Consider the following 20,182-nt stretch of genomic DNA (forward strand, 5'->3'; position numbering starts at 1 on the left):
TTGGCCACGTGTTACTGAGCTATCTGCTACGAGTCTAAACTCGTACAACTAGCATGGCTAAATCGGACTCCAATAGCAATGACCTCCGGCAGGATCAACCGGAATGCTATATTACTCCCGACCTTGTGGTCGGGAGGGTTCATTTGGCGGTGAATGTAAATTCTTGTACACACTCACACATAAATGGGTCCACGTTCGATGACCTCGGACCGACGACCGGTCGAGCGTCACCGAACTACCAAGGCTAACATCAGATCCCTTCTGTACGGCGGACCGCAGGGGAAGGATCCTCATTTCCTTCGGATCTATTCGTAGACCATCTGGGGTACATAACCCCTTCGGACTGCGAACGATCCGAGACGACGAGACGAATCCAACGCCCCGCCGAACACATACTATCCGAATTCCCCTCGTACACTTAAGGGCATCGGATCGAAACCGCCGCCGGAAATCGCACCCGGCAGGGGGTTTTGCGTATCACACAGTAGGTATCCTGAATATATAAGGACATCGTACTGGCACGCCGATTCGTCGGCGTCAGTCGCGTTCGATCCGAGTACCCGTACGGAAGCGTATCGGTTCGACCGACGGGCTTCGACGAGAGACGGATAGTGTACCTGCCTCCGCGCCGGGAAACGGCCGGAGGGAACGCAGCGAGATGCGCCGCGTCGTTCGCATTACAATCGAAGTCCGGGTTTGTACATAAGGCCGTCGTCTCGAGTGCCGTTTGTCCCACGTTACTCCGTCTCTCAATTCGCTCGAGTCGGGCGATCCAAATCCGGAGACTATCGCCGTTCCGAGACCCGATCGGACGACTGATCGATTCCGACGAGACCGAAGAGCAGTCGCTTGCAGCCGAGCAGCAGTTCTCGAAGGACGGGTGCACCGTCGTAGAGCCAGAGGAGGGCTGCGAAGCCGGCCAGCCCAACCTGTATCCAGAGATAGGTCGAGAGCTCTCCCGAGAGGAACTCGCTCGAGTACCGGTTGAAAAACAGGAAGAACTGATCGACGAACCCCTGATCGTATCCTTCATGGGAGACCGTCTCGACCGGCCAGAGCATGATTGCTGGCTGATAGACACCTTCTCGAACGTAGGCGTCGAGTACGTCGGACGGCAAGTGCAACAGGTAACCGAGACCGAACGCGATGCCAGTACGCGGTCGTCCCGCTGAGCGGGCGACGAGACCGACGACGATCGACAGCGGAACGGCGAAGAAAATCGAGTGGCCGAGCGCGTAGCCGGCGTCGAAGACGCCGTACTCCCAGGCCAGGGGCTTGTCGATGATGTCCGGAAGGACGGACGCGAACACGACCGTGAACGCCTCGAGTCCACCGGGCGAGTCCCGATAGATCACGTGACAGAACAGCGAGTAAACGAGATAGCCGACGATCGCGTGTTCCCATGGCCACATACTCCGGACGTGCGGTGGGCGGTGGATAGTTATGCAGCGCTTGTCGTCGATCCTGCTGCGTGATAGCCCGAGACGTGGACGGATTTCGTGTACTAGACAGGGAGCCCAGTTCGGCGAGCAGTTCGAACAGCGGTAACACACCCCGCAGTAAAACGAAAACGGTTCGATGCCGTAGCAATCGGTTACCAATCATCGCCGCCGTCGTAATACGAGTGTGACGTCCGTTTCAATCCGCACACGCCGTTTCACACGGGGCACGACCGATACGATTTAACGGCGAGCGTCGAATACGCAGCTATGGATCGAGACGGGTTCGTCAAACTCTCAGTCATCGGAATCGGGCTCGTGGTGTTGAGTTTCTTCGTTCGCGGATTCAGTCAGCTCGCCCTCGGTCGAGACGTCGCGGAACTGCTGCAAGCACCCTTCGCAATCGCCGGCTTCTGTATCGTCGTCTATCTATTCATCAGGGCGACGCTCGACTTCACGGGTATCTGGGAAGTCGAGAACGGTGAGGCCTAACGCCGGCGACCGACGGGCATCTCGAAACGCGGAAGGAAACCGTTTTTCGCACACCGAACGAACGCGAGGGTATGACAGTACCCGTGCGGCCACTCCCCGACCTCGGACCGGCCGACCGCGCTGCCTTTTTCGATCGGGACGCCGGCATCGAGGCGGTCAGCGGAGACGTCGCGGAGATCGTCGAGCGCGTGCGCGAGGAGGGTGACGTCGCCGTCCGCGAGTTCACGAGCGAGTTCGACGGCGTCGAACTCGGAAACATCGACATCACGGACACGTGCGAGCGCGCGTACGACGACCTCGAGGACGACCTCCGCGAAGCGATCGAAACGGCCGCGGCGAACGTCAGGGAGTTCCACGAGGCACAACGCCCCGAGGACTGGCGCGACGAGTTCGGTCCCGGCCGGGAACTCGGCCGTCGGTTCCGGCCCATCGATCGCGTCGGCGTCTACGTTCCCGGTGGGTCAGCGGCCTACCCCTCGAGCGCGATCATGGGCATCGTCCCGGCGGTCGTCGCGGGCGTCGATCACGTCTCGGTCGTGACGCCGCCGGCCGACGAGATGAACCCGTCCACGCTGGGAGCGATCCACGCCGCGGGTGCCGACGCGGTCTACAGCGTCGGCGGCGCACAGGCGATCGCCGGGCTCGCCTACGGGACCGAGACGATCACGCGCGTCCAGAAGATCGTCGGTCCCGGAAACAAGTGGGTCACGGCGGCGAAGGCCACCGTTCGAGGCGACGTCGAGATCGACTTCCTCGCGGGACCGAGCGAGGTCGTCGTCGTCGCAGACGAGACCGCAGACCCAGAACTCGTCGCGACCGAACTGGTCGCACAGGCCGAACACGATCCGAACGCCTCGGTCGTCGCCGTTACGGCAGACGAGGACGCCGCCGAGGCGATTGCCGCGGCCGTCGACGAACAGGCCGACGCGCGCGAGCGCGAGGATGTGATACGCGACGCACTCGAGAACGATGCGAGCGGCGTGCTCCTGGCTCGATCGATGAGCGAGGCGATCCTCTTCACCGAGGAGTACGCACCCGAACACCTCGTAATCGTCGCGGAGGACGACGAGTCGCTCCTCGAGCGGATCGACAGCGCGGGCAGTGTCTTTCTGGGGCCGAACACGCCGGTCGCGGCGGGCGATTACGCTAGCGGGACGAACCACGTGCTCCCGACCAACGGCGGCGCGCGTGTCACCGGTGGGCTCTCGGTCGAAACATTCCTGCGATCGACGACGGTCCAGCGCCTCTCCGGCGAGGGGCTGGCCGACATCGGCGAGACGGTCACGACGCTCGCGGACGCCGAGGGACTCGAGGCCCACGCGGCGAGCGTCCGGCGGCGACTCGAGAAGCTGGACGACGCGTAGCCAAGTCCCGTCGTGAGAGCGGATACTCACGGAATCTACAACCTAGTTTTACGGTACTCGACGTAGAAGGAACCGTAGTAATGCCACGGCGTGAGCGCGAGAGTGAGCCAGTGGTCGACCCGACCGATAGGCGCATCCTCGAGCGAAACTACGATTACGCACAGAAGAACGTGCGACTCCTCTCAATGTGGTACGAGTGCGAGCCAAAGCGGATGCTCAAACTGCTCGCGGAGTACGATATCGAGCTGTCGCGAAACGACAGGCGACAGTTCGGAACGTACTATCAGACGGTACAACGGCATGCGAACGCCTACGTCGAGTAACGACGTACGGGATGTCGTCCGATGGGTCGCGATCGTGGGGTGTGTGATCGGTGAGTCACTAGGGTGGCCGATGGCGTCACAGTTAACACCGTTGCGACAGAAGGGGTACGCATGAGCACGGACAGCATGGATGGTGGCGACGCGGAGACGCGTCCGCAGATCGAAGTAACCGAAGAAGCGGCCGAGCAGGCGCTCAACTTGCTCGAGAGCGAGGGACTCGACGCGACCGAAGCAGGGCTTCGGCTCTTCGTCCAGCAGGGTGGCTGTGCGGGACTCTCCTACGGCATGCGCTTCGACGATGCACCGGACGGCGACGATACGATATACAACCACCACGACCTGCGCGTTTTCGTCGACCCGGCCAGCCTGAAGTATATCGAAGGCAGCATCCTTGATTTCGAGAGCGGACTGCAGGCGGAAGGGTTCCATGTGGAGAACCCGAACGTCGTCAGCGAGTGTGGCTGTGGCGAATCGTTCCGAACGTAACGTCGGTTCTCGTCACCGTTTGCCGTCCGTCGATTCTTTCGCAGACGACCCGCCGTAGCGCCGCTTCCTCCTCGAAAAAACGGTGAACGTCTCCGAACGCGAGTGGAACCGTCCCGAGTCGAGAGACGGTGCTCGAATCGAATCAGAAACGGGTTCTCGACTCGAGCAGGTGAACCCGAGGAGTCGCTCAGTCCTCGAGCTGGAAGGCCACGGTAACTTCCGCCTGGTACTCCCGGTCGTCGGCGCTCGCGACCTCGACCCCCAGTTCGTCGACTTCGATCCAGTGGACGTTCTCGAGGGTCGCCTCGGCGCGGTCGATCGCGTCGTCGGCCGCGGCGTCGAAACTCTCCGAACTCGTTCCGATCAGGGTGATCTTCTTGAAGACCATTGCCCGTAGCGGTACGCCCCGTGTCCCCTTCAATGTATGGCTAGTGATAGCAATTGGCATTGTTTTTGAGACGATTATCGTCGAAACGAGCGGTGATTCCGGAGCCATCGCCGGGAGGACGACCGATCGAAACCGACCGCGTCGACGAAAGCTGTCGGACAGCAAGGAGTTGCGTGAACGTTTTTGAGGGTTCCGGTCACACACTCTCCCATGGCAGATGCAGACGGTTCGATCGACGTGTCGGAGATCGGTGAACTGACGCCGCCGGATCGGACGCTAATGGGGCCCGGCCCGAGCGACGTCAATCCGCGAGTGCTGCGAGCGATGTCCACTCCGCTCGTGGGCCACCTCGACCCGTCGTTCGTCGAGATTATGAACGAGGTCCAGGAGTTGCTGCGCTACACGTTCCGGACCGACAATCAGTGGACGATTCCCGTCTCGGGAACCGGCTCCGCCGCGATGGAGGCCGCGATCGGGAACGTGGTCGAGCCGGGCGACACGATGCTCGTCCCGACGAACGGCTACTTCGGCGGCCGAATGGCCTCGATGGCGCGACGGGCCGGCGGCGAGGTCGTCAAAGTCGACGCCCCGTGGGGGGAACCGCTCGAGCCAGCCGACGTCTCCGACGCCCTCGCCGAACACGATCCGGACGTCTTCGGCTTCGTCCACGCCGAGACGAGTACGGGCGTGCTCCAGCCCGACGTTCCCGAACTCACGGCGGCGGCTCACGATCACGACGCGCTGGTCATCGCCGACACCGTGACCTCGATCGGCGGGGTCGAGTTGCGCGTCGACGAGTGGGATATCGACGTCGCCTACGCGGGTCCACAGAAGTGTCTCTCCTGTCCGCCGGGTGCGAGCCCGCTGACGCTCTCGGACACCGCGATGGAGAAAGTCCTCTCGCGGGAGGAGGAACCCCGCTCGTGGTATCTCGACCTCTCCCTGCTCGAGGGCTACTGGGGCGACGATCGATCCTACCACCACACCGCGCCGATCACGAACGTCTACGCGATCCGCGAGGCGCTGCGACTGGTCGCCGAGGAGGGCATCGAGGCCCGCTGGGACCGCCACGAACGACTCGCGGGCGCGCTGAAAGCCGGCATGGAAGGGATGGGCCTCGAAATGAACGCCCCCGACGAGTACTGGCTCCCGAGCCTCAACGCCGTCCGCGTTCCCGACGGAATCGACGACGGCGAGGTCTGTGCCGAACTGCTCGAGCGCTACGATCTCGAGGTCGCGAGCGGCCTGGGCGACCTCGACGGTGAGATCTTCCGGATCGGCTGTATGGGCTACTCCGCCCGCCCGGAGAACGTCATCTACGTGGTGACGGCGCTGGGTGACGTCCTCGAGTCGATGGGTGCGGACGTCGATCCCGGTGCCGGCGTGTCGGCGACTCGAGACGCACTATAAAAGAACTGGAACGGAACGCTTTTTCGCTCGTTACGCCGACACTCGTGGTCCTGGTGGGGCTCGTTCGACCTGATAGTCGTCCCCGTCAACGACGATGATGGCCCACTCGTAGTCCGGATCCGCGCTATTGAGCTTGGTCTCGATTTCGTCGGCGTCCTCCGGTTGGGCGACGAAACAGTGGAACTGTCCCGGTTGGGACGGGAGCTCTCCTGTCTCGAGGACGGTGTTTACCTGCACGGCCTTCCACTCGCGTTCGGCGCGGAACGTCGGGCCGTTGCCTTCGACGGTGTACCCAAGCTCTGCGAAGATCGACCTGGCCTGCTCGACGAGTCGCATGTTAACAGGACCCATTCATAACTACGTACGACGGCATCCATCATAAATGTTGGTGCGTCACACAAAGTCGCCCGTTCTTCCCAACTAACTGGATTTATGCCGGTGGAGAACGATACGATCGTCCAGTGAGTTAGCAGATTAATAGACGGAAACAGGCAGTTACCGACGATACACGCTGGTTTGCTGGCTCGACAGCGAACGCGGCAACGTTCCGGAAAACGGACGCTGAACTGACGAATCTCGATGCGGGTGTCGGGTTGTAAGCGTTGTATTGCGGGTGTCGTGTTCGGTGATGATCGCGATTATTCGTGGGCGGCGTCCCATTCGGTCGGCTTGCGGAAGTTCCCGCACCGATTGCACTTGATGCGGCCCATCGAATCCATCGCGTTGTCGAAGCTCTCGCAGTTCGCACAGAACCAGCCGTACCGACTCTCGGCGTCTCGAGACTCGTACGCCACGAGAAACGGTCCCTTCGAGCCTCTGTCGCCGTCCGTCTCCGAAACGTAGACGGTCGCTCCGTCGCCGGTGGACAGTGATTGCATACACGCGTGTACCCGTGCACGCGATAAATGACTGTCTGTCCGCCGTGGCGACCGCCAGGGACACCGAGCGACCGATCGCGACAGCATGTGGTATGTGTTCACAGTAGTGACTATCCTAACTGAAAGGTTTACCCGGCAGGGAATCGTTCGTTCGGATAATGTCGCTGGTCGTGGTTCCCGTTCGGTATCCGTTGTCGAAGCACTCTCGTCGAACGCTCGAGCGCGCGATCGAGGTCGCGCGCGAGCGTGACGCGCCGTTGACGGTCTTGCACGTCGATCTCTACCAGAACGGGAAGAAAGTGACGCGAATCGACCTGAAAACCGCCGTGGAGAACGTGTTCGGCCGACTCGAGAACGTTCGATACGTCGTTCGGACCGGCTTTCTCGTCGAGGAGAGCATTCTCGACGAAGTCGCGGCGGAGGGCGCCGACGCCGTCGTCATCGGCAGTCAGCAGGCGAGCCGATTACGCCGGATCTTCCGTCGGTTTACCGACAATCCGAACATCGACCAATACCTCCGAACTCACCTCGACTGCGAGGTCATCACGGTCGAGAGCGCGACGGCCTGACGCGAGGTCGAACCGCTTACGACGTTCTTCCGGCGTCCCGCACTACGAACACCGGAATTGAGGCGTTATCGACCACTCGCTCCGAGACGCTGCCGAGCGAGGTGACTTTCTCCCGGGCGCTCTTCCCGCGGGTCCCGATCACGATCAGATCGATCCCGTGCTCGTCGGCGTACTCGAGGATCGTCTTCGACGGCGTCCCTTTCCTGACGTCGGCTTCGGTCTCGAGGCCGCGCTCAGACGCCTGGTCTGCAACGGTGGCGACGGCGTCTCGACCCTCTTCCTCGAGCGATCGCTCGAGATCGGGACCGGTCTCGTCGGTGGCCGCGGCGGTGATCCGACTGTCGACGACGTAAAGCCCGTGAACCGTCGCGTCGTTGTCCGCCGCGATGGGTAACCCGTGAGCCAGCGTTTCGTCGATCGTCTCGCTCCCGTCCGTCGGAATGAGGATATCGTCGTACATCAGTCTCTGTCCGTGGACTTGGCGAGGAGTTCAAATAAAGGGCTCCCACGGTCTCGGCCAGTGGGAGGACGCGAACGGTCTCGAGCCTGCGGCAAGCGACGAGCGAACGCGAACGACTCCGCGGAGGCGGCCAACACAACCGTTACTGGCCAGTCTCGTCCCCGCCGTCGGGTTCGGCCGCTTCCTCGGCTGGCGCCTCCGAGTCCGCGGCTGACTCCGGCCAGTCGGAGTCGGGGCCGCCGACGGCTAGGCGGCCGACACCGCTGTTTGCGTCGAAGACGTGGTGTCGGTGCGGGTACGCGAACTCGACGTCCATGTCGGCGAATCGCTCGGTGACCGCCGCCTGAACGTCCGACTGGGCGACGCTTTGCTTGTAGGGGTGTTGGACCCAGAACCGCAGTTCGAGTGCGACCCCGTCGTCTGCGTACTCCTTGATCGTACAGAGCGGTGCGGCACCGTACCGTGCGCTACCGATTCGGATATCCGGCCCGCCGGAGATAACGGTATCGACGGTACGAGCGGCTCGTTCGGCCTGCCGTCGTGCGGCTTTGAGGTCGCTTTCGTACGTGATCTCGAACTCGACGGAGATCCGTGTGCGCTCGTCCTCCGCGGAGTAGTTGATCACGTCCCGCTCCTGAATCGCGGAGTTCGGGATGACGATGAACGTATTCTGGAGGGTGAAAATCTTCGTGTACCGAATCGTGATATCTTCGACGAACCCCTTGTGGCCTTCGTCGGCGATTTCGATCATGTCGCCGATCTCGTAGGGCCGGTCGGCGAGGACGAAGAAGCCGTTGATCAGGCTCCCCACGAGCGGTGCGAGGACGACCGCGATCACGGCCGAGATGACGGTCACCTGCAGGAGAATTTGGCCGCCGCCGAGACCGAGGATATTGAGGACGGCGAATGCCGTTACCACCAGGACGGAGACTCTGACGCCTCGCAGGACGGTTCGGGTGACGCTCGGGCGTTCGATCCGGCGAGCGACGGTGCGGCCGGCGATCCGAACGACGAGCTTAGAGAGGTACCAGCCGACGACCAACACGAGGCCCGCGAGGACGAACTGGACAACCATCTCCGGAATGCCGAACGGGAGGAAGCTGTGAACCTCCTCGGCCGCCGCGCTCTCGTTCTGCAACACCCCGCGCATGGCAACACACTCAGTCGCGGAGTGGTTAAGGGTTCTGACCTTCACACACGTAGTGATAGACAATAGCTCGCCACACTGAGACACAACCCGATTTCGAAAATAAGTGCTACTCAAAGTATAATAAATCATTTAATCGTCGGGAGCGTACGGACGGTCATGGCACCAGACGAACTTCGCTCGACCGTCGAGCAGGTCGGCGACCGGTTCAATCTCGGCGAGTACGAGATCGACGCCTACCTGACCGTCCTCGAGCAGGGACAGCTCACGGCCAGCGAGATCGCCGACCGAACCGACATCCCACAGCCCCGCGTCTACGACACCGTGCGTAGTTTGAGCGACCGCGGGTTGGTCGAACTGCGCGAATCGCGTCCGATGAAGGTTGTCGCGATCGATCCCGGCGAAGCCTTCGAGAACGTCCAGAACTCCTTAGCGGAGATGATCGACGAACTCGAGGCCCGCTACACGGCCCCCGCTCGCGACACGGAGGCCGTCTCGCTCGTCAAATCGCGATCGACGATCCTGCGCTATCTCGAGGAGGTCATCGCCGACGCCGACTACGAACTCTCGCTCTCGCTGACGCCGGACCTGCTGACGCGGTTCGAGGACGACCTGAAGGAGGCCGTCGACGAGGGCGTCAGCGTCGATCTGATCGTCACGCCGGGTCGAGAGGCGCCCGATCCCGACGAGTTCGACTACCTCGAGGTCGCGACGACGGCGCGGGCGCGACGCGGGATCACGACCCCGGTCGTCGCCGTCGCGGACGGCAACTACTCGATGTACGCGACCCAGGATGCGCTGCGTGACGACCAGGACCGGTACGGCGTCATCTTTAACCGCTCGGCGCTCGGCTTCCTTGTGTCGGGCTTTTTCGGCACCGTCCTCTGGACGACCGCCGAGCGGACCCTCGGCGAGGACGGGACCGCGCGACACTATCCCCGCAAGTACGCCTCGATCCGACGCTGCGTCAAAGACGTCATCGACGAGGGCGGTGAGTTCTACGCGACGATCGAGGGACGGGACGTCGAAGTCGGCGGCCCGCGCGTCGTCCGCGGACGGATCCTCGACGTCTCGTTCGAGGTCAGCGAAGAAGTCGCCGCGCTCACACTCGAGACCGAATCGGGTGAGGAGGTCACCGTCGGCGGCCGCGTCGCCGCCTTAGAAGACGTCGAGGCCCACGAAATCCACATCGGCCGCAACGAACCGCCGGCGATCGACGACGAGTGACCGGCCGCGGTCGATCGTGTCGACGCCGACCGCGGTTGGCGTCGACGGAGCTGTCAACCGGGTGCTAGTAAAGCCAGATAACAGCGGTTTCGGTAGCTTTTGGCAGCGGACAATCGGCGAATACTGCGTTCTCGAGAATAGGGGTGAGGGGAGCCGAGGCGAGTAGCGACGGCGAACGCGATCGTCGCGGCCAGTGTATCGACCGAGATTCGCGGGGGATCGATCTATCGTCGACGGCCGAGAGCCGCTGGAGGCCCTCGACGGCAGTTCGCGGCTTCACCGACGTCGCTCGTGGCCGGGATCGATCCGTCGAACGGCCGTCGATCACCAATGGCAGATTGGCGGCCCGTTGACGGCGACGAAGACTCGAGCCGACGAGCGTGACCGTTCGGTGTCAGTAGCAAGGGCGACGTAACCGAAACGATATCCCGACTCTCACTCTTTATTACACCATTTATTGCCAATATATAAGTCGCATAACGTGGACGGATCACTGGTCATGGGACGTGATACCGCCGATCGACCAGATCGTTCCCGTCTGGGACGGCGGCCGTTTCTGAAGGCCGCGTCAGTATCGAGCGCGGCCGGGGCAGTCGGCATCGCCGGCTGTCTCGGTGGGGCGCGCGATCCGGGGACCGTGGTGATGACCGCCGCCACGGACGTGGAGGGGATCATGCACAGTGACGGAGACGAACCTTCGATTCAGCAGGCGCTCTGGGACGCCGGACTGGACGAGGACATCCGGGTCGAGATCCAGACGGTCGTCAGCGACTCCGACCAGCGGATGCAGGGGGCCCAGTCCGCGCTACAGGCGGGTCGCGCCCCGCCCGACATCCACATGATGGACAGCGGCTGGACGATTCCGTTCATCCTTCGGGAACAGACGACCAATCTGGACGAACACCTCTCGGACGACGTGCTGGAGCGGATCGAAAACGAGTACCTCCAGGCCATCGTCGAGACGGCTCGACACCCGGAGACGGACGAACTACACGCACTCCCGATGTTTCCCGACCTCGGATTCATGCTGTATCGACAGGACCTCATCGAGGACGCCGGCCACGACACCGGCGACTGGGCCGAGGAACCGCCCTCGTGGGAGGAGTTCTCGACGGCCGTCAGCGACGCGATGGCCGAAGGCGACGTCGACTACGGCTTCACGACGCAGGCAGCCGCCTACGAGGGACTGTCCTGTTGTTCGTTCAACGAGGTGATGACGACCTGGGGCGGCGCGTACTTCGGCGGGGCCGACAACCTGTTCGTCGCCGGGGATCGGCCGATCACCGTCGACGACGACCACGTCGTGGACGCGATCCGGATGATGCGGACGTTCATCGACGAGGACGATCCGAACGCCCTCGAGGAGTACGACGAGATCTGTCCGTCCGCCATCGTCCAGTGGTCCGAACAGGAGTCGCTCGGCCCCTTTCAGGGCGGCGACGCGGTCGCCCACCGGAACTGGTCGTTCGCGATGGCCGAGACCGGGTCCGATGAGGCGTTCGGCGAGGACCTCGGCGTCACGACGATGCCGTACGCGGTCTCGGCCGACGACGCCGAGTTCGACGGTGTCGGCGGGACGACCTCCGCGCTCGGCGGCTGGAACCTCGTGCTGAGTCCGTACACGGATCGCCGCGAGGAGGCAGTACAGGTCCTCGAGGCGTTCACCCACGAGGAGGTGATGCTGACGATCCTGGAACTCGCCGGCTTCCTGCCGCCGGTCACCGAACTGGTGACGGAGGCCGACGAGGACGAGATCGGACCGATGGCGCGGTATACGGACCAGATCGAACGGGCCAGCGAGACCGCGATCCCGCGTCCGGTCACCGACGTCTGGCCCGAGCAGTCGGCACTGATCTATCAGGAAGTGAACGCGGCGTTCCGCGGCGCGAAAGCGCCCGACGAGGCGATGGGCGACCTCGCGGACCGTCTCGAAGGAAGCGAACGGGAGGTGGCAGAACAGAATGGCGACTGATACCGACGCCATCACCGGCGGCGAGACCCCGACCGACAGGGATCGGTCCGGGAACGCCGTCATCAACTGGATGGAGAGTCTGAGCGAGGCGGCTTACGCCTACCTGCTGTTGCTCCCGGCGTTCGCCCTCCTAACGCTGATCGCGTTCTACCCGCTCATCTCGACGTTCATCACGTCGCTGCGCGAGGATCGGACGCGCGGGGCGGAACCGCTCGGCGGCTTCGTCGGGATCGAGAACTACGTCGACATCCTCACCGGGAACGCGCGACTCGCGAGGCAGTTCCTCGACGTGACGGTGTCGGGGTCGTTCCCGTTTCTCGAGTTGGGAACCCAGTTCCTCCAGCAGGCGCTGTTCGTCACGATCGCCTTTGCGGTCATCAGCGTTATCTTCGAGACGGTGATCGGCTTCGGGCAGGCCTACGTCTTAGACCAGGAGTTCCGCGGCCGGCGCTGGGTCCGCGTCGCGATCATCCTACCCTGGGCCGTGCCCATCGTCATCCAGGGGATGATCTTCTTCCTGATGTTCCAGCCAGAGGTCGGCTTCGGCAGCGACCTCATGCAGTGGCTCGGGATCTTCGGGGCGAACCCGCTCGCCGACAGTCAAGACGCCTTCATCATCATCCTGGTCGCCGACATCTGGAAGTCCTCGGCGTTCATGGCGCTGCTGATCCTGGCCGGCCTCCAGAGCGTCGACCGAAGCCTGTACGACGTCGCCCGGGTCGCCGGGGCGTCGCCGTGGCAGCGGTTCAAGATGATCACGCTGCCGCTCGTGATGCCGGCCCTGCTGGTCGCGATGTTGTTCCGGACGATGGACGCGATGCGCGTCTACGGCCTGATCGAATCGACAGCCGGCTGTACCACCGTGCCGTCGCTAACCTGTCTCGTCGTCGAGGCGATGTTCGGCGGGACTCGCATCTACGCGACCGCGGCCGCCGTCGCGTTCGCGACCGCGCTGGTCATCGGCTTGATAATCTCGCTGTACGTGGTGTTCTTCCGCGACACCGAGGGGGGACTGTACTGATGACGGACACTCGAGATAACCCACATTCGGACGACACTGACGGACGAGCGGACCGAACGACAGCAACCGACTCGCGGGCCGAGCGATTCCGAACCTCGTCGGGGCTCCGCGCCGACGGCGGTCGCGAGACGACCGAAAGCGACCGAGCGGCCATCTTCGAGGGGAGCCAGGACGCGGAACTCGATCGCGGCCCCTTCCAGCAGTGGGCCGCGAACTCGATCGAGAATCCCGAGCGCGTCTACAGAGGAATGTTCTACGTCGCGGCGATCTTCTTCCTCTTTACGACGCTGTTCCCGTTCTACTGGCTGCTCATGGTCGCGCTGACCCCGGAGGGCCAGTTACAGGACATCATCTTCACGCCGAACGGGTTCAATCCCGGCGCCTTCATCGAGGTGTTCCAGGTGATCCCGTTCTACTGGTACATCTTCAACAGCTTCGTCATCGCGACGGCCTCGACGATCCTCGTCTTAGTCGTCGGGAGCCTCGCCGGCTACGCCTTCGGGCGACTCGAGTTCCCGGGGAAGACGCCCCTGCTACTGCTCGTGCTGGTCATTTCCTTTTTCCCGCCAGCCGCCTTCTTCATCCCGCTGAACGACCTGTTCAACACGAGCTTCTTCATCCTCGAGCCGATCACCGGCGACGGCACCCTCTACAACACGCCGGGGGCGATGGTGTTGCCGCTGTCGGCCATCTTCATGCCGCTGGCGATATTTATCCTGACGACGTTTTACGCCCAGATTCCCGACGGACTCGAGGACGCGGCCCGCGTCGAAGGGACGACCCGGCTCGGCGCGCTGTTCCGGGTCATCATCCCGCTGTCGGCACCCGGCGTCGCGACCGCGGGCGTGTTGACCTTCATCGCGGTCTACAACGAGTTCTTCTTCTCGTTCCTGATGACCGACGGCCAACCGCAGAACTGGGCCCCGATCCTCGAAGGTATTCTCGCCTATCAGGGCCAGTACGAAGTGATGTACCACCTCATGGCGGCCGCGAGCATCATCGGGGTCATCCCCGTCGCGATTCTCGTGGTCGTCGCCCAGGAAAAGATCGTCAGCGGACTCACCGCAGGAGCACTCAAGGAGTAAGACAATGGCACGAGTACGACTCGAAAACATCACGAAACGGTACGGAGAGGAAACGGCAGTCGACGGGATCAGCCTCGAGGTCGAGGACGGCGAATTCGTCACCTTCGTCGGTCCCTCGGGCTGTGGAAAGTCGACCACGATGGAGACCGTTGCCGGGCTCACCCAGCCGACCGAAGGCGAGGTGTACATCGGCGACGACAACGTCACCAAACTCGCCCCGAAGGACCGGGGCGTCGCGATGGTCTTCCAAAACATCGCCCTGTTCCCGCACATGGACGTCTTCGAGAACATCTCCTTCGGGCTGCGGCTCCGGAAGTACGACGACGAAGAAGTCCGGCGGCGCGTCGAACAGGCCGCCGACATCGTCCAACTCGAGGGGATGTTAGACCGGATGCCGGCGGAGATGTCCGGCGGCCAGCAACAGCGCGTCGGTATCGCCCGCGCGATCGTCCGGAACCCGGACGTGTTCCTGATGGACGAACCGCTGGCGAACCTCGACGCGAAGCTCCGGGTCCACATGCGGACGGAGCTCCAGCGGCTCCACCGGGAGCTGAACGCGACGATCATCTACGTCACCCACGACCAGGCGGAGGCGATGACGATGTCGAACCGGATCGCCGTCCTCAACGACGGCAAACTCCAGCAGATCGCCCCACCGCTAGTCTGTTACAACGAGCCGACGAACCTGTTCGTCGCGGGCTTCATCGGCTCGCCCTCGATGAACTTCGCGGAGGGCCAACTCGACGAAAGCGGGATCCAGACGCCGAACTTCCACCTCGATCTGGATCCCGCGGCCGTTCCGAACGCGTCGGTCGGCGACACGGTCACCCTCGGCGTGCGACCCGAGGACGTCCACCTCTCGGCGTACGCCGACTCGCTGAACCAGCCGACGGCACCGATCGACGCGCGAAGCGACGTCCTCGAGCCGATGGGTGACGAAGTGTTCGTCTATCTGCTGCTCGCAGAGGACGCGGAGCGAACGATGGACGAAGACCCAGCGTCGTCGTCCGGCCAGTTGTTGATGAGCGTCACGCCAGATACCGATATCGAGGCGGAACAGGACGTCGACGTCGTCCTCGATCGATCGAAGATCCACCTCTTCGACACGGAGACCGGCGACGCGCTCACACACGACATCACCGACCAGTCCGAACGGGAGCCGGGAACGGCCGCGACGGAGGCGGACAGCTAACCTCTATCGGTGCGCTCTCTCGAGCGCACAATCTCTTCGAACCGACCGGCTCGCACTGAGCGTCGTTTGGCGACGGAACAAAGGGGAACCAGCCCGCAATTCGATATAGCGGTATTACCTGTATCAGTACGAGAACAGACGACGACTGTGGTGACTGCACGCAAATGAAACCGAATCGAAACGACATCAGAACGGGTATCGTCGGGCTGGGAAACATCGGCCAGTACCACGCGGAGCGACTCGTCGACCACGGCGTCTCGCTTGTGGGGGGCATGGACGTCGCCGCCGAGGCGCGGTCGCGATTCGCTCGCCGGTACGACGTCGACGTCTACGAGGACCATCACGAACTGTACGACACCATCGACGCCGTGATCATCACGACGCCGAACAAGTACCACGAGGAGTACGCCGTCGACGCCTTCGACCGCAACCTCCACGTCCTCCTCGAGAAACCGCTCGCACACTCCTTCGAAAGCGCGACGCGGATCGCCGACGCCGCGAACGATTCTAGGGGCCACTGCATGGTCGGCTTCAACAACCGGTTCGCCAACACGGTCCAGATCGTCCGCAACCGGATCGAGCAGGGCGATCTGGGCGAGGTCACCCACATCGAGGCGAACTACGTCCGGCGCCGCGGGATTCCGGGCCGCGGCTCCTGGTTCACTCGGCGACAGATCGCCGGCGGCGGCGCACTCATCGATCTAGGCGTCCACGCGATCGACCTCGCCCTCTTCTTGCTCGACTACCCCGACGTCAACGAGGTCAACGGCGTCGCCCGCGGGGAGTTCGGCTCGGACGAAGCGTACGCCTACCTCGAGATGTGGGGCGAGGACGCCGGCCCGGCTGGATTCGACGTCGACGACTCCGCCAGCGCGTTCATGCGGTGTAAAGAGGATCGAACGGTCTCGCTCGAGGTCGCGTGGGCGACCAACCGCCCACCGACCCACGAGTTCGTCGTTCGCGGCACGAAGTCGGCCGCGCGATTCGATCTCCTCGAGGGGGATCTCACGTTTCACTCCGCGAGCAACGTCGGGCCCGATCACCTCGAAGACACCTCGGTCGAGACGCGCGAGATCGACACCCACTCGCGAGAACAGGAAGTCTTTTTCGACCGCATCGAGCGCGACGAACCGGACGACCGGAGCGTCGAACAGGCACTCGCCGTCCAGCAGATTATCGACGCGATCTATCGCTCGAGCGACGAGGGACACACGATTACCGTCGGCGAGTAACGCGGCCGTTTCTCGGACGCGTTCGACCGGTTCGAGCGGCGCTCACTTGCAAGTATACGCTTTTCGGCGTTCCCGTGGTACCGAGCCGCATGAGAGTCGAACGGCCGCTCGTCCTCGAGATCAGCCGTCACGAAGCGCCGGTCGGGCGACCGATCACCGTTCGCGTCCGCGATAGCGGGAATCGGCCGATCGAAGGGGCAGTCATCGAAGCGGGCTCGAAACGCGAACGAACCGACGCTCGGGGCCGATGTGAAATCACGTTCCACTCGCCCGGCTTCTGGAAGCTAGTCGCGAGGAAGTCCTCGACCGAGCGCGTCTCCTACGAACCGGCAGCGTCGCTCGTCCGAGCGATGCCGCGGTCGTCGACGGGTCGACGGCCGCGACGGTCCGGTCCGCCACGGCTGTAGCTCGGCTCCGACTGTAGCTCGACGACCACCGGCGCAGAAGCCGAACCGGGTCGCGTCGACGGATCATCGACCACGTACGGTCGCCGGCCCTCGTTCGTTCGCCGGCCCTCGTTTTATTTTATCGCCCGTTGACCGTCGGTCCGTATGGATATCGGCGTTCACACTCCACCGTTGGCCGACGAATCGCTCGAGGGAGCGCTCTCGTATCTCACTGAGATCGGCGTCGACGCGATCGAACCCGGCGTCGGTGGCCACCCCGGACAGGATCATCTCCCGCGAGCGGCGCATCTCGACGACGACGGCGCCCAACAGGAGGTCAAAAACCTGCTCGAGGAGTACGACATGCGAATCAGCGCCCTCGCGACCCACAACAACCCGTTGCATCCGGACGACGAGCGGGCGGCGACGGCGGACACCGAACTCCGCGAGGCGGTCGAGTTGGCCGACCAGCTCGACGTCGGCACTGTCACCTGTTTCTCCGGACTCCCAGCCGGCGGGCCGAACGACGAAGTTCCGAACTGGATCACGGCCCCATGGCCGCCCGAACACGCCGAGGCCCACGAGTACCAGTGGGAACGGGCGACCGACTACTGGTCGGAGATCGCCGATCACGCCGACGAGCACGGCGTCAATATTGCCATCGAAATGCACCCGAACATGCTGGTCTACGAACCCCACGGAATGGTCCGGCTGCGCGAGGAAACTGGCGATCGGATCGGCGCGAACGTCGATCCCTCCCACCTCTACTGGCAGGGGATCACGATCACCGACGCGATCCGGTATCTCGGCGAGCGCGACGCGATTCATCACGTCCACGCCAAAGATACCAAAATCTACGAGGAACAGGCTCGCGAGAAGGGCGTCCTCGATACGACGGCCTACGACGACGAGCCGAATCGGTCGTGGCTCTTTCGGTCGGTCGGCTACGGCCACGGCGAATCACACTGGAAAGACATCGTCTCGACGCTGCGGATGGTCGGCTACGACGGCGCGTTGAGCATCGAGCACGAGGACTCGCTGACGAGTTCGCGCGAGGGCCTCGAGAAAGCCGTGGACATCCTCGAGCGGGCGGTGTTCCGAGAACAGCCCGGCGAGGCCTACTGGGCGGAGTGATCGAGACGGGAGCGTTAGTCCTCGAGCGACCGGTCGATCGAGAAATGCGTCTCGCCGGTGGCCGATCGCTCGTCGACCTCGACGCGCCCGTCGCTGTGAACGACGACCTCGTACCCCTCGTACTCGAACGTGACGAACGCGTCGGGACAGACCGCCGAAGATGTCCGAAACAGCTTATCCAGCGCCGCTGGATCGACTACCGTGTACAGCGGCTCGTACGCCGGGGGCTCCACGTCGGTCACGTCCACTCCTTCGCGGGCGGCGATCGCCTCGATGACGGCCTGGGTCGGCACCGACGCGCTCTCGAGCGGCGACGGCGGATCGGATGCGGAGGACATATCCGTAGCATCCTCGCTCGAGCGGATAAGACTAGTGTCGAACGTAGCCACGTGAAAAAGGCGTTCGATAGCCACCGTACGGACGGAATACGGGCGGTGTCTGTCGCCGATCCCTCACTCGAGAGGAGTCACTCAGCGCTCGTTTCGCGCGCTCGTTCGAACGCCTCGATGGCCTGCTCCCGACGGTCGGCGTGGTCGACGATCGGTGCCGGATACGCCGGCGCAACGCGTTCGCGATCGGCCGGTTCGAGGTCCTGCCAGCCGTGAATCTCATCGACCGTCGCGTCGGCGAGTTCGGGAACGTACTCGCGGATGTACTCGGCGTTCGGGTCGTACTCCCGGCCCTGCTTCGTCGGGTTGAACACCCGAAAGTACGGCTGCGCGTCGGTGCCGGTCGAGGCCGCCCACTGCCAGCCGCCGACGTCGTTCGCGGTGTCGTGATCGGCGAGCGTCCGTCGGAACCAATCGTACCCCTCCCGCCAGTCGATCAGCAGATCCTTCGTCAGGAAGGCGGCGACGAGCATCCGAACGCGGTTGTGCATCCATCCCTCCGCCTGCAGTTGCCGCATCCCCGCGTCGACGATAGGATACCCCGTTTCGCCGGCTTTCCAGGCCGCGAGTTCGTCGGGGTCGTTGCGCCACGGAATCTCGTTCTCGTAGCCGCTGAAATTCTCCGTGACGGTTTCGGGGTTGAACGCGAGGACGTGCGCGTAGAACTCCCGCCAGGCGAGTTGGCGCTGAAACGCCGTCACGCTCGCTCGCTGGTCGTCCGTCTCAGCACGTTCTCGAGCCCGCTCGGTCGCCGCGTACACCTCCCGGACGCCGATCGTTCCCCACTTCAGGTGAACGGAGAGCCGCGAGGTAGTGTCTGCGGCGGGAACGTCTCGTTCGTCCTTGTACCGGTAGATGTCGTCCGCACAGAACGACTCGAGTCGATCGCGTGCTGCGTCACGGGTCACCATGGGGAGTTCGAGCGTTGGCTCTCCTGCTGCGTTCGCACTCGACTCGGGTTGGGGATCGTCAAATCCGAGTTCAGAAGACGACGGTAGCGGCTCGCCCGAGACGGTCGCCAGCTCGTCCGCGGTCGGTGGGGCTACCGGATCGCGTTTCTCCCGGTCGCGCCACTTCTTCCAGAAGTACGAAAAGACCGAGTAGTGGTCGCCCTCGTTCGGCGTGATCGATCCCGGCTCGTGATGGATCGCGTCGTGGACACTCTCGCAGTCGACGCCGTCGTCCTCGAGCGCCGCCGTGACCGCTCGGTCGCGGTCGGCCGCGAGTCCGCTGTACCCCTCGCTCCAGACGACCGTCTCGGCCTCGTGTTCGGCTGCGAGCCGAGGAATGGCATCGCTCGATTCACCGCGAACGACGAGCAGGTCGGCGTCTCGCTCATGGTACCACGCTCGGAGCCCCTCGAGCGCCTCGAGCAGGCAGGCGACTCGAACCGGCGAAGCGTACTCGAGGACGGTCGGATCGAGGACGAAGACGGGGACGATCGGCTCGTCGTCGACGGTAACGGCGCGGGCGAGTCCGCGGCTGTCGACTCCGCGAAGGTCACGACGGTGCCAGTAGACGACCATACCGTACTCGAGACGCCGAGCACTGAAAGTATCCGGATTGCGGCGACCCGGAACTGTCGTCG

Annotated in this window: 22 protein-coding genes and 1 rRNA gene; 14 read left to right on the forward strand and 9 right to left on the reverse strand. The window is 63.5% G+C overall.

Annotated elements, in window-relative coordinates; all coding sequences use genetic code 11:
- Positions 1-105 (reverse strand): 16S ribosomal RNA (locus ACSFC5_RS09655); the annotation flags it as partial.
- 680 nt (positions 106-785) lie between these two features.
- Entirely contained in the window at positions 786-1,412 is a 627-nt protein-coding gene (locus ACSFC5_RS09660; protein ID WP_440765043.1) for a metal-dependent hydrolase, read from the reverse strand.
- 297 nt (positions 1,413-1,709) lie between these two features.
- On the opposite strand from ACSFC5_RS09660, the gene ACSFC5_RS09665 reads away from it, so the two are divergent.
- The 4 genes from ACSFC5_RS09665 to ACSFC5_RS09680 all read left to right on the forward strand — a co-directional run bounded on the left by ACSFC5_RS09665 (position 1,710) and on the right by ACSFC5_RS09680 (position 4,104).
- Positions 1,710-1,931 (forward strand): hypothetical protein, encoded by a 222-nt coding sequence (locus ACSFC5_RS09665; RefSeq protein ID WP_440765044.1) that lies wholly within the window; start codon positions 1,710-1,712, stop codon positions 1,929-1,931.
- A gap of 71 nt (positions 1,932-2,002) precedes the next feature.
- Complete coding sequence (hisD, locus tag ACSFC5_RS09670) at positions 2,003-3,295, forward strand: histidinol dehydrogenase (protein WP_440765045.1); 1,293 nt, start codon at positions 2,003-2,005, stop codon at positions 3,293-3,295.
- 80 nt (positions 3,296-3,375) lie between these two features.
- On the forward strand, positions 3,376-3,618 hold the full coding sequence (locus tag ACSFC5_RS09675) for a hypothetical protein (RefSeq protein ID WP_440765046.1): 243 nt from the start codon (positions 3,376-3,378) through the stop codon (positions 3,616-3,618).
- Positions 3,619-3,729: 111 nt separating this feature from the next.
- On the forward strand, positions 3,730-4,104 hold the full coding sequence (locus ACSFC5_RS09680) for a HesB/IscA family protein (protein ID WP_440765047.1): 375 nt from the start codon (positions 3,730-3,732) through the stop codon (positions 4,102-4,104).
- A 187-nt stretch (positions 4,105-4,291) separates the two neighbouring features.
- Here the strand turns inward: ACSFC5_RS09680 and ACSFC5_RS09685 are convergent, their stop codons facing one another.
- On the reverse strand, positions 4,292-4,492 hold the full coding sequence (locus ACSFC5_RS09685) for a dodecin (RefSeq protein WP_006091367.1): 201 nt from the start codon (positions 4,490-4,492) through the stop codon (positions 4,292-4,294).
- A gap of 210 nt (positions 4,493-4,702) precedes the next feature.
- On the opposite strand from ACSFC5_RS09685, the gene ACSFC5_RS09690 reads away from it, so the two are divergent.
- Positions 4,703-5,902 (forward strand): pyridoxal-phosphate-dependent aminotransferase family protein, encoded by a 1,200-nt coding sequence (locus tag ACSFC5_RS09690; RefSeq protein ID WP_440765048.1) that lies wholly within the window; start codon positions 4,703-4,705, stop codon positions 5,900-5,902.
- Positions 5,903-5,932: 30 nt separating this feature from the next.
- Here the strand turns inward: ACSFC5_RS09690 and ACSFC5_RS09695 are convergent, their stop codons facing one another.
- Positions 5,933-6,238 (reverse strand): DUF7116 family protein, encoded by a 306-nt coding sequence (locus ACSFC5_RS09695; RefSeq protein WP_440766295.1) that lies wholly within the window; start codon positions 6,236-6,238, stop codon positions 5,933-5,935.
- 302 nt (positions 6,239-6,540) lie between these two features.
- The gene (locus ACSFC5_RS09700) at positions 6,541-6,780 is read right to left on the reverse strand and encodes a DUF5816 domain-containing protein (RefSeq protein WP_440765049.1); all 240 of its coding nucleotides are present in this window, start codon (positions 6,778-6,780) and stop codon (positions 6,541-6,543) included.
- 158 nt (positions 6,781-6,938) lie between these two features.
- Here ACSFC5_RS09700 and ACSFC5_RS09705 point away from each other — a divergent pair, with 158 nt between their 5' ends.
- Entirely contained in the window at positions 6,939-7,349 is a 411-nt protein-coding gene (locus ACSFC5_RS09705; RefSeq protein ID WP_090306219.1) for a universal stress protein, read from the forward strand.
- Between the two features lie 16 nt (positions 7,350-7,365).
- On the opposite strand, the gene ACSFC5_RS09710 is transcribed toward ACSFC5_RS09705, so the two are convergent.
- Positions 7,366-7,809 (reverse strand): universal stress protein, encoded by a 444-nt coding sequence (locus ACSFC5_RS09710; RefSeq protein WP_440765050.1) that lies wholly within the window; start codon positions 7,807-7,809, stop codon positions 7,366-7,368.
- A 142-nt stretch (positions 7,810-7,951) separates the two neighbouring features.
- A complete protein-coding gene (locus ACSFC5_RS09715; protein WP_440765051.1) occupies positions 7,952-8,959 on the reverse strand; it encodes a mechanosensitive ion channel family protein in 1,008 nt (335 codons plus the stop codon).
- 156 nt (positions 8,960-9,115) lie between these two features.
- On the opposite strand from ACSFC5_RS09715, the gene trmB reads away from it, so the two are divergent.
- From trmB to ACSFC5_RS09755, 8 genes are all read left to right on the forward strand, one after another.
- Positions 9,116-10,183, forward strand: a complete 1,068-nt coding sequence (trmB, locus tag ACSFC5_RS09720; RefSeq protein ID WP_440765052.1) for an HTH-type sugar sensing transcriptional regulator TrmB — start codon at positions 9,116-9,118, stop codon at positions 10,181-10,183.
- Positions 10,184-10,682: 499 nt separating this feature from the next.
- The gene (locus ACSFC5_RS09725; RefSeq protein WP_440765053.1) at positions 10,683-12,155 is read left to right on the forward strand and encodes an extracellular solute-binding protein; all 1,473 of its coding nucleotides are present in this window, start codon (positions 10,683-10,685) and stop codon (positions 12,153-12,155) included.
- Entirely contained in the window at positions 12,145-13,176 is a 1,032-nt protein-coding gene (locus ACSFC5_RS09730) for a carbohydrate ABC transporter permease (RefSeq protein WP_440765054.1), read from the forward strand. The genes ACSFC5_RS09725 and ACSFC5_RS09730 overlap by 11 nt, the downstream gene beginning before the upstream one ends.
- Positions 13,176-14,261, forward strand: a complete 1,086-nt coding sequence (locus tag ACSFC5_RS09735; protein WP_440765055.1) for a carbohydrate ABC transporter permease — start codon at positions 13,176-13,178, stop codon at positions 14,259-14,261. The genes ACSFC5_RS09730 and ACSFC5_RS09735 overlap by 1 nt, the downstream gene beginning before the upstream one ends.
- 4 nt (positions 14,262-14,265) lie before the next feature.
- Positions 14,266-15,453 carry an ABC transporter ATP-binding protein gene (locus ACSFC5_RS09740; protein ID WP_440765056.1) on the forward strand — a complete coding sequence of 396 codons (1,188 nt, stop codon included), beginning with the start codon at positions 14,266-14,268 and terminating at the stop codon, positions 15,451-15,453.
- A gap of 164 nt (positions 15,454-15,617) precedes the next feature.
- Positions 15,618-16,685, forward strand: a complete 1,068-nt coding sequence (locus ACSFC5_RS09745; RefSeq protein ID WP_440765057.1) for a Gfo/Idh/MocA family protein — start codon at positions 15,618-15,620, stop codon at positions 16,683-16,685.
- Between the two features lie 89 nt (positions 16,686-16,774).
- Positions 16,775-17,092 carry a carboxypeptidase-like regulatory domain-containing protein gene (locus tag ACSFC5_RS09750; protein WP_440765058.1) on the forward strand — a complete coding sequence of 106 codons (318 nt, stop codon included), beginning with the start codon at positions 16,775-16,777 and terminating at the stop codon, positions 17,090-17,092.
- A 144-nt stretch (positions 17,093-17,236) separates the two neighbouring features.
- Positions 17,237-18,205 carry a sugar phosphate isomerase/epimerase family protein gene (locus ACSFC5_RS09755; protein ID WP_440765059.1) on the forward strand — a complete coding sequence of 323 codons (969 nt, stop codon included), beginning with the start codon at positions 17,237-17,239 and terminating at the stop codon, positions 18,203-18,205.
- A 14-nt stretch (positions 18,206-18,219) separates the two neighbouring features.
- Here the strand turns inward: ACSFC5_RS09755 and ACSFC5_RS09760 are convergent, their stop codons facing one another.
- Together ACSFC5_RS09760 and ACSFC5_RS09765 are read right to left on the reverse strand one after the other, a co-directional pair.
- Positions 18,220-18,543, reverse strand: a complete 324-nt coding sequence (locus ACSFC5_RS09760) for a HalOD1 output domain-containing protein (RefSeq protein ID WP_440765060.1) — start codon at positions 18,541-18,543, stop codon at positions 18,220-18,222.
- Between the two features lie 128 nt (positions 18,544-18,671).
- Positions 18,672-20,120, reverse strand: a complete 1,449-nt coding sequence (locus ACSFC5_RS09765) for a cryptochrome/photolyase family protein (protein ID WP_440765061.1) — start codon at positions 20,118-20,120, stop codon at positions 18,672-18,674.
- Positions 20,121-20,182: the final 62 nt, after the last annotated feature.

Origin of the sequence: Natronorubrum marinum, assembly GCF_052040125.1 — an archaeon.
Lineage (GTDB): Archaea > Halobacteriota > Halobacteria > Halobacteriales > Natrialbaceae > Natronorubrum.

Bases quoted from the DNA above. Each gene is read 5' to 3' on its own strand.
- ACSFC5_RS09750 (WP_440765058.1), top strand. From the start codon at position 16,775: ATGAGAGTCGAACGGCCGCTCGTCCTCGAGATCAGCCGTCACGAAGCG.
- ACSFC5_RS09735 (WP_440765055.1), top strand. From the start codon at position 13,176: ATGACGGACACTCGAGATAACCCACATTCGGACGACACTGACGGACGA.
- ACSFC5_RS09725 (WP_440765053.1), top strand. From the start codon at position 10,683: ATGGGACGTGATACCGCCGATCGACCAGATCGTTCCCGTCTGGGACGG.
- ACSFC5_RS09745 (WP_440765057.1), top strand. From the start codon at position 15,618: ATGAAACCGAATCGAAACGACATCAGAACGGGTATCGTCGGGCTGGGA.
- trmB (WP_440765052.1), top strand. From the start codon at position 9,116: ATGGCACCAGACGAACTTCGCTCGACCGTCGAGCAGGTCGGCGACCGG.
- ACSFC5_RS09705 (WP_090306219.1), top strand. From the start codon at position 6,939: ATGTCGCTGGTCGTGGTTCCCGTTCGGTATCCGTTGTCGAAGCACTCT.
- ACSFC5_RS09760 (WP_440765060.1), bottom strand. From the start codon at position 18,543: ATGTCCTCCGCATCCGATCCGCCGTCGCCGCTCGAGAGCGCGTCGGTG.
- ACSFC5_RS09710 (WP_440765050.1), bottom strand. From the start codon at position 7,809: ATGTACGACGATATCCTCATTCCGACGGACGGGAGCGAGACGATCGAC.
- ACSFC5_RS09700 (WP_440765049.1), bottom strand. From the start codon at position 6,780: ATGCAATCACTGTCCACCGGCGACGGAGCGACCGTCTACGTTTCGGAG.
- ACSFC5_RS09765 (WP_440765061.1), bottom strand. From the start codon at position 20,120: ATGGTCGTCTACTGGCACCGTCGTGACCTTCGCGGAGTCGACAGCCGC.
- ACSFC5_RS09690 (WP_440765048.1), top strand. From the start codon at position 4,703: ATGGCAGATGCAGACGGTTCGATCGACGTGTCGGAGATCGGTGAACTG.
- ACSFC5_RS09675 (WP_440765046.1), top strand. From the start codon at position 3,376: ATGCCACGGCGTGAGCGCGAGAGTGAGCCAGTGGTCGACCCGACCGAT.
- ACSFC5_RS09660 (WP_440765043.1), bottom strand. From the start codon at position 1,412: ATGTGGCCATGGGAACACGCGATCGTCGGCTATCTCGTTTACTCGCTG.
- ACSFC5_RS09755 (WP_440765059.1), top strand. From the start codon at position 17,237: ATGGATATCGGCGTTCACACTCCACCGTTGGCCGACGAATCGCTCGAG.
- ACSFC5_RS09715 (WP_440765051.1), bottom strand. From the start codon at position 8,959: ATGCGCGGGGTGTTGCAGAACGAGAGCGCGGCGGCCGAGGAGGTTCAC.
- ACSFC5_RS09740 (WP_440765056.1), top strand. From the start codon at position 14,266: ATGGCACGAGTACGACTCGAAAACATCACGAAACGGTACGGAGAGGAA.
- ACSFC5_RS09680 (WP_440765047.1), top strand. From the start codon at position 3,730: ATGAGCACGGACAGCATGGATGGTGGCGACGCGGAGACGCGTCCGCAG.
- hisD (WP_440765045.1), top strand. From the start codon at position 2,003: ATGACAGTACCCGTGCGGCCACTCCCCGACCTCGGACCGGCCGACCGC.
- ACSFC5_RS09665 (WP_440765044.1), top strand. From the start codon at position 1,710: ATGGATCGAGACGGGTTCGTCAAACTCTCAGTCATCGGAATCGGGCTC.
- ACSFC5_RS09730 (WP_440765054.1), top strand. From the start codon at position 12,145: ATGGCGACTGATACCGACGCCATCACCGGCGGCGAGACCCCGACCGAC.
- ACSFC5_RS09695 (WP_440766295.1), bottom strand. From the start codon at position 6,238: ATGCGACTCGTCGAGCAGGCCAGGTCGATCTTCGCAGAGCTTGGGTAC.
- ACSFC5_RS09685 (WP_006091367.1), bottom strand. From the start codon at position 4,492: ATGGTCTTCAAGAAGATCACCCTGATCGGAACGAGTTCGGAGAGTTTC.